At 39.6% G+C, this 15,419-nt stretch carries 14 protein-coding genes; 10 read left to right on the plus strand and 4 right to left on the minus strand.

The genetic code is table 11. From position 1 onward, the window contains the following. Window positions 1–376: 376 nt before the first annotated feature. Window positions 377–3,247 carry an ATP-dependent helicase gene (locus M1575_00625; GenBank protein MCL5095231.1) on the minus strand — a complete coding sequence of 957 codons (2,871 nt, stop codon included), beginning with the start codon at window positions 3,245–3,247 and terminating at the stop codon, window positions 377–379. A 40-nt stretch (window positions 3,248–3,287) separates the two neighbouring features. Between M1575_00625 and M1575_00630 the strand changes: the two genes are divergently transcribed. After that, complete coding sequence (locus M1575_00630) at window positions 3,288–3,701, plus strand: NUDIX domain-containing protein (protein MCL5095232.1); 414 nt, start codon at window positions 3,288–3,290, stop codon at window positions 3,699–3,701. Window positions 3,702–3,787: 86 nt separating this feature from the next. Here the strand turns inward: M1575_00630 and M1575_00635 are convergent, their stop codons facing one another. Then, window positions 3,788–4,582 (minus strand): hypothetical protein, encoded by a 795-nt coding sequence (locus M1575_00635; GenBank protein ID MCL5095233.1) that lies wholly within the window; start codon window positions 4,580–4,582, stop codon window positions 3,788–3,790. Between the two features lie 143 nt (window positions 4,583–4,725). After that, the gene (locus tag M1575_00640) at window positions 4,726–5,703 is read right to left on the minus strand and encodes a DNA recombination protein RmuC (GenBank protein MCL5095234.1); all 978 of its coding nucleotides are present in this window, start codon (window positions 5,701–5,703) and stop codon (window positions 4,726–4,728) included. 124 nt (window positions 5,704–5,827) lie between these two features. On the opposite strand from M1575_00640, the gene M1575_00645 reads away from it, so the two are divergent. The 9 genes from M1575_00645 to M1575_00685 all read left to right on the plus strand — a co-directional run bounded on the left by M1575_00645 (window position 5,828) and on the right by M1575_00685 (window position 14,344). Then, complete coding sequence (locus M1575_00645; protein MCL5095235.1) at window positions 5,828–6,136, plus strand: hypothetical protein; 309 nt, start codon at window positions 5,828–5,830, stop codon at window positions 6,134–6,136. A 13-nt stretch (window positions 6,137–6,149) separates the two neighbouring features. Then, window positions 6,150–7,565, plus strand: coding sequence for a methionine--tRNA ligase (metG, locus tag M1575_00650; GenBank protein ID MCL5095236.1), 1,416 nt, complete (start codon window positions 6,150–6,152; stop codon window positions 7,563–7,565). Window positions 7,566–7,638: 73 nt separating this feature from the next. Then, window positions 7,639–8,412, plus strand: a complete 774-nt coding sequence (locus tag M1575_00655) for a TatD family hydrolase (GenBank protein ID MCL5095237.1) — start codon at window positions 7,639–7,641, stop codon at window positions 8,410–8,412. A 9-nt stretch (window positions 8,413–8,421) separates the two neighbouring features. Continuing rightward, window positions 8,422–9,138 (plus strand): glycosyltransferase, encoded by a 717-nt coding sequence (locus M1575_00660; GenBank protein ID MCL5095238.1) that lies wholly within the window; start codon window positions 8,422–8,424, stop codon window positions 9,136–9,138. A 50-nt stretch (window positions 9,139–9,188) separates the two neighbouring features. Continuing rightward, the gene (locus M1575_00665) at window positions 9,189–10,673 is read left to right on the plus strand and encodes a glycosyltransferase family 2 protein (GenBank protein ID MCL5095239.1); all 1,485 of its coding nucleotides are present in this window, start codon (window positions 9,189–9,191) and stop codon (window positions 10,671–10,673) included. A 27-nt stretch (window positions 10,674–10,700) separates the two neighbouring features. Then, window positions 10,701–12,023, plus strand: coding sequence for a glycosyltransferase family 39 protein (locus M1575_00670; protein ID MCL5095240.1), 1,323 nt, complete (start codon window positions 10,701–10,703; stop codon window positions 12,021–12,023). Beyond that, window positions 12,001–12,366 (plus strand): hypothetical protein, encoded by a 366-nt coding sequence (locus M1575_00675; GenBank protein MCL5095241.1) that lies wholly within the window; start codon window positions 12,001–12,003, stop codon window positions 12,364–12,366. Before M1575_00670 ends, M1575_00675 begins: the two co-directional genes overlap by 23 nt. 5 nt (window positions 12,367–12,371) lie before the next feature. Then, a complete protein-coding gene (locus M1575_00680; GenBank protein ID MCL5095242.1) occupies window positions 12,372–13,457 on the plus strand; it encodes an undecaprenyl/decaprenyl-phosphate alpha-N-acetylglucosaminyl 1-phosphate transferase in 1,086 nt (361 codons plus the stop codon). After that, window positions 13,403–14,344: a decaprenyl-phosphate phosphoribosyltransferase gene (locus M1575_00685; protein ID MCL5095243.1), complete on the plus strand. Its 942-nt coding sequence runs from the start codon at window positions 13,403–13,405 to the stop codon at window positions 14,342–14,344. The genes M1575_00680 and M1575_00685 overlap by 55 nt, the downstream gene beginning before the upstream one ends. Window position 14,345: 1 nt before the next feature. On the opposite strand, the gene M1575_00690 is transcribed toward M1575_00685, so the two are convergent. Then, the gene (locus M1575_00690; protein MCL5095244.1) at window positions 14,346–15,242 is read right to left on the minus strand and encodes a PEGA domain-containing protein; all 897 of its coding nucleotides are present in this window, start codon (window positions 15,240–15,242) and stop codon (window positions 14,346–14,348) included. Window positions 15,243–15,419 lie beyond the last annotated feature (177 nt).

The following is a 15,419-nucleotide window of genomic DNA, read 5'->3' on the forward strand; positions in this document are numbered from 1 at the left end:
ATCGCAATAACATTGCCTCGTCAGGAGTTATTATCCCCAAACTAATCATTTTTTTAATTTTTTTATTTTAAAATTATTTCTATTGTTATTGCGATGACGTCTAATGACCCTTATTTCGGATACCGGTTTAAGTCCCCGATAAGCAAGCCGCAGTAAGACTTTCTCACCTAAATCTAAAGGCAAATAAAGCAACCGGCTAGCAAGTTTTTTTCAGAAGAAATCATACAAATGAGGAATTTCTTAAGCGCCGAATTACCATGATTCTACCTCAAAGATAATTGAGAAACAAGTTTTTAGATATCTTTGAGGTGGGAAGAAGTTGAATATTATTCAACCAATACTAAATTTTACTTTTTTAATTTTCAATTTTAATTATTTACTGCCAGGCTTCACAGATTAATTTAAAATCGCAAAAAGCGCAAAGAGGTCCGGGTTTGGCCGGAAAATCGCTTTTGGCAATTTCTTTGGCTTTTTCGATAATCTCCTCTTTGGCTTTTTCTATATCGGGTGTCGTTCTTTTGGTTGATTTTTTTTCTTGCGTTTCCAAAAAATAAAAACTTAAAAGGAGATCTTCCGGTTTTTGGTGATAGAATTCTTTGTCTGATATAGCTAAGGCGTAAATTGTCATCTGTAAAGATTGGTCAATGTCTTTTTGCGAACTTACCTTGCCGGTTTTATAATCAATAATTTCCAACCTGCCGTTATGTTCATCAATACGGTCGATTTTACCGACGATTTTAAGATCCGGCGTCATCTTTAAACTGAAGGATTTTTCTAAATCTTTAGGAACAATCTTTAAATCGGCACGCTTATAAAATTCCTCCAGCATTTTGATGCCTTCTTTTTTGGTTTCAACCTCACGAGCTTTGCTGTCATAACCCAAAGACGACCAGTTGTTTTCAAAAATGGAAAGAAGATCTTCTTTGTTGACTTTTTGGCCGATTTTGAGTTTTTCGTAAAAATCTCTTAGGGTTTTATGAACCGAGTCGCCAAAACTTTGTGCGGCTCTTTGCGGGACGGGAATTTTTTGTAAGAAACGATAGCGATATTGGAGAGGACAATTATTAAAAGCCTCAATTTGGGAAAAAGAAAGATAGGAAATAGTAAAAGGTTGCAAGTTAGAAATTGTGGGTTGCTCTTTGGGCTTAGCCCATTCTAAAAGGGAAAGTTGGGAACTTGACGTTGACGGCTTTGCTTTAAGGACTCCCTCTCCCATGGTTTCAAAAATAAACGGGGAGAGTTTCCTTTCCCTTTTACCCTCGCCGTAATAATCGGCCGCGGTTAAGAAAAGCAAATCGCGCGCCCGCGTCATGCCGACATAAAAGAGGCGTCTTTCCTCCTCAAGGTGATAATCACCGACCGGCAAAATTTCCTTAATTAAGGCCTCGGGGATGGGAATTTGTTCTTTACGCTCCGTGGTCGGAAACCGCTGGCTAACCAGATTAACCAAAAAAACAATCGGGAACTCCAGACCTTTGGAAGAATGAACCGTTAAGAGATTAACGGCATCAACCTCGGTCCAATCAAGATCAGAGGCCAAGGGTGACTCACCCAGCTCCATGGATAAATCAATCCAATCGGAAACGGCAAAAACCGAAGCGTCTTCATGATCCGTTTCGTAAGTTTTTAATTTGTCAAAAAACTTGGAAATATTTTGGACCTTTCGTGCTTCCGTTGGATTCTTATATTCTGACAACTTTTTTAAAAGGCCGCTGTCTTCCAAAAAGAAATAAAGAATTTGTCCGGCGGTTTCTTTTTTAAGAAGCCCTAAGTGTCTGACAATCATCCCGACGATTTTTTTAATTTTTTCCCGGGTCTTTGGGGAAACAAAAATTTTTTCGATTTGTTCACAGGCTTCAAAAAGAGACAAATTGTTTTTTTTGGCGAAATTATTAATAGCGGCCAAGTCGCGCGGATCAAGATCAAAGAAATCCAAGCTTAAAATCCTATACATCGCGACCGAATCTTCAAAATCGGTTAGTATTTTAAGATAGGCAATTAAATCCTTAATTTCGTTTTGTTTGAAAAGCATCCCTGGACCTAAAAATTGGTAAGGGATACCTTTCCTTACCAAGGCTCTGATAAAAGGATCGGCCTGATTATTGGCCCGAAGAAGAATGGCAAAATCTTTATAATCTAAAGTTTTAATTTTAAGTTTTAAGTTTTCAATTTGTTTGGCCACCATTTCCGCTTCATTTTCGACCCGATCGGCATGCAGAAATTCCAGCGGCACTTCTTTGACTTCCCTGACTTTTTTAAGGTTTTTGGAAATTTTTAATTTCACTTCCAAAGTATCCGGGTCATTGTTTTTGATCAGTTTATAAGCATGATCAAGAATGGTTTGGGTTGAACGATAGTTTTTCGTCAAAATCACCTGCTTGGCGAATTTATAATCGTCCATAAATTGAAGGATATTGGAGATGGCCGCTCCCCTGAATTTATAAATTGACTGTGAATCGTCGCCAACCACGGTTAAATTGGGTTGATTTTGAGGCGGGGCTAAAATCTTTAAAAGCTCATATTGCGCCAGATTCGTATCCTGAAATTCATCAACCAAAAGATATTTAAATTGTTCCTGATATTTTTTTAAAATATTCTTTCTCGTTCGGAAAAGTTTTAAGGTGTAGGCAATTAAATCGCTAAAATCAAAAACGCCCTCTTTAATTTTTAATTCTTCGTAGGTTTTAAAAGCCATGGCCAATTCTCTTGCCTTTGCTCTCTCTTCGTCTTCAATTTTGAGTTCCTGAACATATTGCAAGTATTGTTCATGATTTATGTCTTCGTCCTTAAGCCGCGAAAAGTGCTGGATTAAACCATCAATAAATTTAGTGGGATTGCCTAAGGGGCGGAAATATTTTAAATCGAATTTAAAAAGATTTTTTCTTATAAATTGAACTGTTTCAGCTCCGGTTAAAAGATTATAGCGGGGATCTAAACCCAAATGTAAGCCTTCCTGCCGTAAAAGACGATCGCCGAAAGCGTGGAAAGTTGAAATCCAGGTTTGGACAAAACCGTAAGGCATGATCACATCCACTCTCTCTTCCATTTCCCTGGCGGCTTTATCGGTAAAAGTTAAAGCCAGGATTTCTGAGGGTTTCGCCAAACCTTGAGCTACCAAGTATTTGATCCGTTCGGTAATAACGGTTGTTTTGCCGGTACCGGCGCCGGCAATAATTAAAAGCGGCCCCTGACCGTATTGGACCGCCTCAAGTTGTTGCGAATTAAGTTTTTTCTCTTCGTCTGTCACGCCTCTAATTTTACCATAAAATGTGTTAAAATAACGGAATATGTCAGGCCAACAATATCCCGAACCAACAGCCGGAGCGTTAATTTTTAATCCCCAAGGTGAAATCTTTCTGATGAAATCTTATAAGTGGAAAAATAAATTCGTCATGCCCGGAGGCCATGTGCAACTTGGGGAAACACTAGAACAAACCTTAAAAAGAGAAATTCGAGAAGAAACTGGATTGGATATCTATGACATTAGATTTTTGTGTTTTCATGAATTTATTTTTAAAAAATATTTTTGGCAAAAACGTCACTTTCTTTTTTTTGATTATACCTGTAAGACAAAATCTACCAAGGTTAAATTAAATTCCGAAGGTCAAGAGTATGTTTGGATTAATCCGAAAGAAGCCTTAAAACTCTCTGTCGAACCCTATACCAGAAAAACAATCGAACAATATCTGAAAAAGTCTTAGGGAATTTTTTAATTGCTTTTACTAAAGTGTCTCCCTAACTTCACTCCCAGAGTGTCCGAAGCACTTTCCTAACGTCGCACAATATATTAGAAAGAGAAGATTGCCATCCTTCTTAAATCTTCTTGGGAAAATAGACTACCTTGTTTGAAATTTTTGGTTGGAATTGCAAAAAACTCTATATTATATCCAAGACCGCGAAGGCAGGCTATTACTTCTTCCTGGGATAGAGATTCCAAATTACGAATGAAAAAACTTTCAAGCTCTAAAAGCTTTTCTTTAAGTTCGTCTTCTGGCATACGTTCAACCCTCTCACCTTCTTGGCAAAACAAAAATTTCACCGGATATTCTGTTATCATCGGCGACTGAAGTCTTCCTGTAACAATAATTGTTTTTCTAGTAAAGTGAGTTGAAGTCTTAGATAGAGCAACCTTGCGCTGGCGAAGGAGGGAATATACATCACCCCCCTCTTTGTCATCACTGGCTGCATATACTGACGGAAATATTGGATCTTCCCAGGGGTCATGGAAATGAACAAAGGCCAAAAATTTTGGATTCTTACCCAAAGTTATTTGATAGAGAAGATAGCGCGTGAGCGAAATTTTAGTATCACTCCTTTCCATTGATCCGCTTTGTCCTTGTAAAACAAACAGAATATAAAATTTTTTCCCATCGATCGATCTGTCGATATTAAATCCGAATTCGGGCACCCTTATTCCGCTTGTCGGTAAAATTTCTTTGGCCATCCTCACACTTTGGACAAGACTCCGTTCGGTTTTGGCAAAAACCTCTCTTACCCTTTCTGAAAAAACCCGCGAACTAAATACGGCTGTTAAAAACTGCGGGCTTATTTCTTGGTGGGGCAAGAGCTCTTCTTTACTCACAATCATGGTATTTTAACACAGAAGATCTATTTGCCAATATATTAAGCTGGCTGGCCACATCGGTAACATTTTGATCAAAAGACTACAAGCATCGGTAAAATCCCAAGGATAAAACTTCTTTTACCTGTCTAGATGATTTGTCTTTAGGATGATAGTTTGGGTACTTCTTTGTCTTTTTCTTCGCCATCGCCGAGTGACCGCGTTGATGATAATTTTTGGCCCAAAAGTGAAAAGGAGGATAAAACATTACTCATTTGGTTATAAGCGTTTTTAATGTGACTGCCTAAAACGGAAAGGTTGCCTTCGATTTTTTCGTAATCTCCCTGGATCGACCGCAAAAGTTTAAAAACTTCCCGTGATTTGGTCTCGATTTTTTTACCTTCAAAAGAAAGAAGAATCATCTGTAAATGAGCATAAAGAGTGGTCGGTGAAACCGGATAAACCCGGCATTTTTTGGCAAAATCGGTAATTTCCGCAATCTGGACCAGTTCATAATAGACGCTTTCCGAAGGCACATACATGAGAGCAAAATCCATCGTCCCTTCTTCGGGTAAGATATATTTTCTGGAAATCGTCTCGACATGAGCCTTAATATCTCTGGTGAAATCTTTTTTGGCCCGCTCCCTTTCCTCGCTCGTTTCGCTTTTCACCATTTTCTGAAAATTTTCCATGGGAAATTTAGAATCAATGGGTAAGATCCCGGCATCGGTTTTAATCGCCGCATCAACTTTGTCGCCGGATTTAAACTGGTGCTGTAAAAAGAAGCTGTTTTTAGGAAACATTTGGCTGATTAAATCCTGTAAAACTTCTTCGCCGATTTCGCCTCGAAGCTTGGGACTTTTTAAAAATTCCTGAAGTTCCTTCATGCCCCGGCCGATCTCCGACATCTCCCCGATGTTTTTTTGAACCGCGGATATCACCCGGGCCGCATTATCGAGTCTTTCGTTAATCGCTTTCGAGGTCAATTGGCTGGTTTCCTGTTGGCTTTTAAGCCATTCTTTTAAAGTCTCATCGGGTCTTGTGGCTTCTTTAATTTCCGTTAATTTTTTGTTAAGAAGATAAAATGTCACCGCCAGGCCGGCGATGATTAAAGCAGTTAAAAGATAAACTTCTTGGCTCATGTTTTTAATTATATCAAAGATATGCCAAGCATTTACTTCGTAATAAATGAGTGAAAATATAGATATGTCTTTGATTAATTCGTTTCACTCATTATACTACGGTTTGGATTATAATGAATATAAGATGGTTAAAAGGCAAAATTTTTTACCGGCTTTAATCGTGGCTTTGTTTTTTTGGGCAAGTTGGCTTTTTGTCGCCATCAAGATTTCACCAACTTCTTTTTTTTCTCTTTTCTCTTTTCTCTTTTCTCTTTTCATGGCTCTTTTTTTAACCCTGTCTTTGCTTTTGGGCAATAGCCGGCGAGGATTATTATTATCTTTGGGAATAATTATTTTTTTACTTTTGCGTTTCTTAAAAATGGCTCATTTTTTAAATTTAACTTTATTGATCGGAACTTTAATCAGCCTTGAGCTTTATTTCAAGAAAAGGTAGAATTATCAGCGAGATGAACAATAAATTCTACATTACCACAACCCTGCCGTATGTTAATGCCGACCCACACCTCGGCTTTGCTTTAGAAATCGTTCAGGCAGATACAATCGCCCGCTACCACCGCCTTTTAGGCGATGACGTCTTTTTCAATTTTGGCACGGACGAACACGGCCTAAAGATTTACAGAAAAGCTTTGGAGGTAAAAAAAGACCCACAGCAATATTGTGACGAATATGCGGCTAAGTTTGACGATCTCAAAAAGGCACTCAACCTAAGTTACACTAATTTTATAAGAACTACCGATCCTCACCATCTTAAAACGGCCCAGGAATTTTGGAAGTTATGCGATAAAAATGGCTACATCGAGAAGAAAAATTACCGGATAAAATATTGTGTTGGTTGTGAACTGGAAAAAACAGATTCGGAGCTAGTCGATGGTAAATGCCCGCTCCATCCGAATTTGGAAATTGAAGTGTATAAAGAGGAAAATTATTTCTTTAAGTTTTCGAAATTTCAGGATAAATTACTTACTTTTTATAAGGAGCATTCTAATTTTGTCATCCCGGAAGTAAAATTTAATGAAATTAAGGCTTTTGTTAAAAGAGGCCTAGAAGATTTTAGTATTTCAAGACTTAAAGCCAAAATGCCCTGGGGCATTGATGTGCCGGGCGACTCAAAGCACGTCATGTATGTCTGGTTTGACGCTTTAATTAATTATCTTTCGACGCTGGGCTGGCCGGAAGATTTACAAAAATTTAAAGAATTTTGGCCGGGAATCCAAGTCGCCGGCAAGGATAACTTGCGCCAGCAGACGGCTATCTGGCAGGCGATGCTTATGGCCGCCGGACTCCCCAACTCCAAACAGATTTTTATTCATGGGTTTATAACAATCAACGGTCAAAAAATCAGCAAGAGCTTGGGCAATAGCGTTGATCCGTTTAAACTGGTAGAAAAATACGGCACCGATGCCGTCCGTTACTATCTTTTGCGCGAAATCCCTTCTTATGGTGACGGTGATTTTTCCGAAAGAAGATTTAAAGAACTCTATAATGCCGACTTGGCCAATGGCCTGGGAAACCTGGTCGCTAGGGTAGCAAAACTTTGTGAGAAAGTTTCATCACCGATAAAAAGAACAAAATATCAAATATCTAATAATGTTAAAAAATACTTGGATGAATTCAGATTTGATGAAGCGTTAAAAGAAATTTGGATACATATAGATGCTGCCAACCAAGCAATTGATGAAATTAAACCATGGAGGTTAGGGACCGAAGAGCTCGAAGAATCGCTGGAAGCTCTTGTATCTTTTATAGATGTCTTCGTGCCTGAGCTAGAGCCTTTTCTTCCGGAAACTGCGGAAAAAATTAAAAAACAGTTTGCCGGCCCAAAAATAAAATCCGAGCCGCCGCTTTTTCCCAGAATCAAATGAATTTCCCGATCAGTTCTTGTATCAATGTATTAAATCACTGATACAATGTTCCATTTTCCATGTTTAATGTTTTATGTTAATCGATACACACTGTCATCTTAATTTTCAAGCTTTCGCCGATGATCTTGAGCCGGTTATCAAATCGGCCCATGGGGCTGGAATCGAAAAAATCATTAATGTCGGTGCGGATTTGCTGTCCAGTCAAAAAGCCATTGAGATCGCCCAAAAGCATGAAAGTTGTTTTGCCGCCGTCGGCATCCATCCCCATCACGCCGATAAACTAGAAAACAGTTGGGAAGAAAATTTGGCAAAACTAGCCAAACAACCAAAGGTTATAGCTATCGGTGAATGCGGACTGGACTACTACGAGCATGAAAATGGCTCTATTATTGCGCCGGAAATTCAAAAACAAATCTTTTTAAAGCAACTTCGATTGGCCCAAAATTTAAATTTACCGGTCATCATTCATTCGCGTCAAGCTCACGACGATGTTGTTTCTATTATCCATAAACTATCATCTATCATCCTGCCCCGCGGCGTTTTTCATTGTTATTCCGCCGGTAAAAACGGTATTGAAAAGATTACCCAACTTGGATTTTACTTCGGAATTGACGGGAATTTAACTTATGATCCCGGCTTACAAAAAGTAATAAGCTTAATTCCTCTAGAAAAAATTCTTTTGGAAACCGACTCGCCCTGGTTAACCCCTGTTCCTTTCAGAAGTCAGCGCAACGAGCCGAAAAATGTTAGAATTATAAGTGAATGGCTGGCGAGAATTAAAAATACAGGCGAAAAAGATATTAGTCAAACAACCAGCCAAAACGCAACGGAATTATTTAATTTTTAGATTAATTTTATGTTGATTTCTGTCGTCATTCCTGCCTATAATGAAGAAAAATATTTACCCTTAACGCTTAAGGCTTTACAAAATCAACTCCATCCGAATTTTGACTTTGAAATAATTGTGGCTGATGCAGAGTCTTCAGATAAAACCGTCGAAATTGCCAAAGAATTTGGGGCCAAAGTTATTATCGTTCCGAAAATCAACCCCGCGACTGCCCGACAAAAAGCCGTCGAAATTTCCCGGGGAGAAATTATTGCCTGTATTGATGCTGATACCATTGTTCCTCAGGGTCATCTTCAAAATTTAGTTTGGGAATTTACCAAGGATCCGCAGATTGTTGGTCTTTCCGGTTTAATTGAGGGTTCCGGCGGACGTCCCTGGTTGAATTTTCTTTATAAGGTCGGAAACAATTTTTTTTCTAAACTTAACTATCTTTTGGGCAGAACCGGTTTTCAGGGCCAAAGTTTTGCTTTTAAAAAATCAGCCTTCCGAAAAATCGGCGGCTTTAATACGCAATTACATACGGGTGAAGATTTTGATTTGGGAATTAGAATGTCCAAGGTCGGCAAAGTCAAATTTATCAACAAAACTTTTGGGATTTCCTCAACCAGACGAGCCAAGGAGGGACTTTTTAAGGCCATGTTCCGTGGTTTCGCGTCTTATTTGGCGGTTGTTTGGAAAATCACTTTTTTCAAAAAAGAAAAAGAAGAGTTCCCTTCTGTCCGCTAACCTTTTACTTTAGAGAATTTCGCTTTTTATGGTAAAATAGCCTGAATCTTATGAAGTGGATTTTCGAGCAATATCCGGAAAAAACCCACCGAGCTTTGGAAATTTTACTGCCTCTAATTTCCTGGGGCTTAATCACCATGCCCTTCTGGTTGTCTTTCTGGCATCCGGCTCTGGTCGCTTACTTTGTTATTGGCTTTGACGTCTACTGGTTTTATAAATCAGCCACCCTGGCCATCAACGCCTTAAGATCATATTTAACCCTGTCCGCTCACGTTAAAGTTGATTGGCTAACACAAGCCAAAAAAATTCCCGGCTGGAACAATATTTATCATGCCATTATTATTCCCGAATATAAGGAGCCCCTCTCGGTTTTAAAGGAAACCCTCGACAGTTTATCTCAACAGGATTATCCTCTGGACAAGATTTTTGTCGTCTTGGCCACAGAAGCCAGAGATAAAGAAGCTTTGGAAACAGCAAGAAAATTAAAAGCCTCTTTTGACCGACGTTTTGCCGGTTTTTTGGTCACCGAACATCCGGTTATTAAAGGTGAAGTTGCCGGTAAATCTTCGAATATGGCCTGGGCGGGAAAAATTTTAGTCAAAGAACTTCAAAAAAAAGGTTTAGACCTTAAAAATGTCACCGTGACTTCCTGCGACAGCGATATCTTACTTCATCCTAAATATTTTTCTTCCTTAACCTTTCATTTTCTTTCTGATCCAGATCGTTTTTTTCATTTTTATCAACCAGTCATTATGTTTTATTCAAATATCTGGCGCGTCCCCTTACCCAGTCGGGTCTTAAACACTATCTATAGTATTACGAATCTAGCCAATCTAAGCCAAGACAGTCTTCGCCTGATCAACTTTTCGACCTATTCGCTTTCTTTGGCCACGGTCGCTGAGGTCGGTTTTTGGGGGATTGATATCATCCCTGAAGATTATCATCTTTTTTTCAAAACCTATTTTGCCAAAGGCGAGAAGGTCAGAATTAAACCTATTTTTCTTCCGGCTTTGGCCGACGCGGCCGAATCACGGGGTTTTTTCCGAACCATGGTTAATCAATATGAGCAAAATAAACGCTGGGCCTGGGGCATTTCGGATGATCCCTGGATTCTTAAAAATTGTTTTCTCCACACGGAAATTCCCCTTTGGAACAGAATGCTTCGTTTGTTTAATGTGTTGGAACAGCATCTTCTTTGGCCGACCAATTGGTTTATCTTAACCCTAGGTTCCAGTCTTCCTCCTTTAATTAATCCCTTTTTTGGCAAAACGGTTTTGGGACATAATTTAGCCAGAATTTCTTCAACAATTTTAACTATTTGTTTGATTTTCCTTGTGGTTCTTATTCTTTTAGATTTGCGCTTAAAACCCCCAAGGCCCAAAGAATTTGCCCGTTGGAAAATTCCCACACTTTTTTTACAATGGGTGACTCTGCCAATTGTCTCTTTGTTTCTTTCGGCTCTTCCGGGTTTAGATGCCCACACAAGGTTACTTTTGGGGAAAAGATTGGAATACCGCGTCACGGAAAAGGTATAATAGTTATGAGTTTGGAGTTAACGTGTTATGGGATGGGAAACCTTTATCAATTTTTTAAATAATCACACCCCGCTTTTTTATCTTAACCAATCGCTTTGGCGAGATGAGGCTTTTTCGGTTTTAATAAGCGAAGCGCCGATAATTCAGCTCCTTAAATCGGCGGCCAGTGATTTCAACCCTCCTCTTTATTACCTTCTTTTGCATTTTTGGATGAAAATTTTCGGCAACGGCGAAATGGCGATTCGCCTACTTTCTTATCTTTTCCATCTTGCCTTAGTTTACCTAGGCTATAAATTTGCCCAAAAATTGAGATTATCAAAATTTATAACAACTTTTCTTCTTTTAACTATTTTTTTTAATCCGATGTTGATTTATTTTGCTTTCGAGGCTCGGATGTATTCTCTTTTGGCTTTATTGGCAACAGCTTCCATGTACTTTTTCTATCTTAAAAATTGGCAACCTTATGTTTTGGTAACCGCCTTGGGTCTTTGGACTCAACCCTTTATGGTTTTTGTTATCTTAAGTCAGGGGCTTTATCTTCTTCTGACTAAAACTTTCAAAAAGGAACATCTTTGGGCTTTTTTAGCCAGTTTTTTGCTTTTTTCTCCATGGATACCGATTATTTTTAGACAATTTGGCCGCTCCGGACCAATGTGGATTTGGCCGATCAATTGGACAACCGTCGCGACAATCTTGGGAAACTTATTGACGAGTTATGAAGGAACGCCGTGGGGTCTCTGGCAGAAAATGACCCTCCTTTCAGTTATTCTCCTTATTCTGACTTTCCCTGTTTTAAACGAGGCGAAAAAATCACGGGGATCAAAAAAACCGACGGATTTTTATCTGCTGCTTCTCTGTTGGCTTTATCTCCCCGTCTTTTTGGTCCTTTTGTTGTCCTATTTTAAACCTCTTTATGTCAACCGCTATTTAATTTTTACAACCGTCGCCGAAATTTTCCTAGTAAGCATCAGTCTTTCGCTTATGAAAAAAGAAGTTCTTCGTCGTTTTTTGGCTTTTTCGTTTTTAATTTTTATCGTCCTTTTTAACCTCTGGTTTCCGACCAAACACCAAAAAACCGACATCCGGTTAACTTTCAGGGAAATTGGGAAAATGGCCAAAACGACCGATTTAATTTATGCGAGAACTCCGTTGACTTTTTTTGAAGCCAACTATTATTTTCCCGACCGTTCCCGTGTTTTTCTTTATAATCCAAATCATCTTGCGGTACCCTTTTATGCCGGCGCCGCCTTATTGCCTCAAAACAAAATGAAAGATTTTATTCCTCTTTATCCAGGGCGGGCTTTTTTAATTAATGACGACGCTACCTATGAAATTGTTTCCGAAAGATAAAATCAATCTTTTCCGCAAAGAAAAGATTATTAAGATTACCAGTCAAATTTCCCTGGGGCTTTTACTTTTGGCCTTAGTTTTGTTGGCCGTCTTTTGGCAAAAATTACCACCCGAAATTCCCCTTTTTTATTCTTTGCCTTGGGGAGAAGAACAGCTTGGACCGCCAGGTTTTCTCCTAATCCTTTTCTTTGCCGGTTTTTTCCTGGGGATTATAAATTTTATTCTGGGTTTAATCTTTTTCGAAAAACATCCATTGGCAGCCAAAATCTTGGCTTTTGTCACCACCTCGGTCAGTTTATTACTGATGATTACGGTTTTTAAAATTATTTTTTTGGTCACCTAAAACCTATGCAGTCTATTTTTCTTCTTGCTTTGGGCAGCGCTTTAATTATCAGTTTTTGCCTTACGCCTTTTGTCATTAAATTAGCTTTCAAATTCGGTCTAGTTGATGATCCGAAACGAAGATACCATCCGGCTCACACCCACCAGGGAATTATTCCTCGCGCCGGTGGTTTGGCGATTTATTTGGGTCTTGTTTTCGCTTCTTTATCTTTTTTACCCTTAAATAAAGTTGTTGTCGGTATACTTTTAAGTTCAACCATCATTGTCACCGTTGGTCTTTGGGATGATAAAGTTGATTTGTCTCCTTATTTTAGATTCTTTACCAATTTTTTAGCCGCGGCGATCGTCGTCGGGAGCGGCGTCGGCATCCCTTATATCACCAATCCCCTGGGCGGGATTTTACATCTTGATACCTGGCGTCTCACTTTTAATTTTTTGGGCCAACATTCAATTTTAGTCTGGGCTGATCTTTTTGCCATTGTCTGGATTGTTTGGTGTGCTAATATGGTCAATTGGTCAAAGGGCGTTGACGGCCAAATGCCTGGTTTTGTCGTGATTGCCGCCGCAACCTTGGGTATCTTGGCTTTAAGATTTTCGGCTCACGATATTTCGCAAACGACCGTTACCACCTTGGCTTTTATCGTTGCCGGCGCCTTTTTGGGGTTTTTGCCCTGGAATTTTTATCCGCAAAAAATTATGCCGGGTTATGGCGGTGGAACGCTGGCCGGTTTTCTTTTGGCGGTTTTAGCTATTTTATCTTGGGGAAAACTGGGAACAGCCATTTTAGTTTTGGGTCTTCCCATGCTTGATGCTTTTTATACCCTCGGAAGAAGATTATTGACCGGCCATTCTCCTTTTTGGGGCGACCGGGGGCACTTGCATCATAAACTCCTGGATTTGGGATGGGGCCGGCGCCGCATCGCCTTGTTTTACTGGCTGCTCTCCGCTATACTAGGATTGTTTGCCTTAACTTTAAATAGTCAACAAAAATTTTTTGCTTTTATCCTTTTAGCTGTATTGGTTGGAGGATTAATTCTGTGGTTAAATTTTTTATCGGTCTTGTCAAAACCGCCAGACCAAGACAATGGTTAAAAAATATCGCGGTCTTTGCCGCCATCATTTTTACGGGACAACTTTTTAATCCCTCTCTTTTTAAAATTACGGTCTTAACTTTTTTTATTTTTTGTGCTGCCTCGTCGGCGAATTATTTATTTAATGATGTTTTAGACGCTTCAAAAGACAGAAAACATCCTTTCAAAAAAAATCGGCCGGTAGCCAGTGGGGTTGTCCCGGCCGGCGCCGCCCTTTTAGCGGCCGGCTTTTTAATTGTGTTTTCTTTGCTTATGGCCAACTTGATCAACTCTGCCTTTTTTGTCGTGGTCTTTTTCTTTTTGATTTTAGAGTTTTCCTACACTCTGTTTTTTAAACAACTCGCGGTGATCGACATTTTGGCCATCACGAGCGCCTATATTTTAAGAGTTTACGGTGGAGAAGTCGCCACGGGTTTCCATATTTCGGTCTGGCTTTTTTTAACCGTCTTGTCATTGTCTCTTTTCTTGGCGATTGGAAAAAGAAGAGCTGAGCTAACCCTGATCCAGGGCTATGAAGGTGTTTTCCCCAAAGACACCAGAACGACCTTGTCTCATTATTCCGAAAAACTTTTAGATACCTATATCGCCATGACCGCCGCTTCGACTTGGATCACTTATACTTTTTTTACCTTTTTGGAAAGACCTCCGGTTTTGGGTTGGTTTTGGCAAAGCCAATGGGGAAGGTTTTCTTCTCCCTTGCCGGAAAGAAAATGGCTCATGCTGACCATTCCCTTTGTCCTTTTCGGCATGATGCGTTATATCCAGTTGATCTATGAGGGGAAAGGCGAATCGCCGGAAAGAGTTTTAACCAGCGATATTCCTTTAATTGCCACGGTTTTAGGTTGGGGTCTTGTGGTTATTGCCGTTATCTACGGCTTCGGGGGTTAATTTATTCGTACTTTTCGGCGTATTGACCGGAAATCCATCCCTCACTGGTTTCTTGATACTTAATCTTATACCAACCCGACTGTTCTCCTAATAAAGAGTAAGTTTCTCCCGGATTAACCTTAGCCGCTTCGGTCGCATTTTTATCCGGCTCAACCCTAACCCTTAACCAACCGGTTGGAGTTTCCAAAATTTTAACATACGGTTTTTTTAGAGAAGAACTTGGCGAAGCACTGGATTTGGGACTAGTTTTAGGTGTCGGTTTGGGACTAGCGCTGGCAACGGGACTGGCGCTCGGCGTTGCCGAAGGACTAGGGACGGTTGACATGGCCAGCTGGAAGGAAGCAATGAGTTTAAAACCCGGACTGGTTTTAACTTTGATCGCCCTGTCCAGATAGTCGGAGGTCGTTAAACTGATTTCGTGATCTCCTGGTTCAATCTCTGACAAAACTAAAGGGGTTATCCCTCTGTCTAAACCGTCTAAAGTAACTTTGGCTCCGTCCGGAGTCGATAAAACGGCAATTTCCGAATTCTTGCTGCTAATTTTTTCTAAAGTTAAAATCTCTCCCGCTGAAGTTACTTCCTGATCACCAAACTCATGATTAATGTAAGTTAGGACTCCGGAGGTTAATTTAATTTTCGTTTCCCAAGAAGAAAGATTAGAAGCGCCTGATTCCGGAATAAGTTTTAAAGTGTATTCTCCGGCTTTGGCTTTGTCCTCATAGGGAGTTTTCCCTAAATGTTGGCTCTCTAAAAAAATCGTGGCTTGAGGGACGGAGAGAATTTTAAGATTAGCAGAAGCCTGGTTACGGTTAATTAAAAATTTAGAAACTACAAAAATACCCAAAACCAAAATGATGACTCCCAAAATGCCTAAAATAAAATTTTTACTTAAACTCATGGAGTCGAGAATAGCATAAATTTACCCATTCTGTCAATCAATTTAGTAATTGTCTAGGCTCCGATAGATCCAGAACGGTTTGACAACTAATGAATGGTCGCTATAGTGGCTCATATATGCGAGCCTACAAAATCGTTCCCGGGTCTTATGTTTCTCTAGCTTCATTATCCAAAGATG

This window comes from Patescibacteria group bacterium (genome assembly GCA_023473585.1).
Classification (GTDB): domain Bacteria; phylum Patescibacteriota; class Microgenomatia; order JAMCYU01; family JAMCYU01; genus JAMCYU01.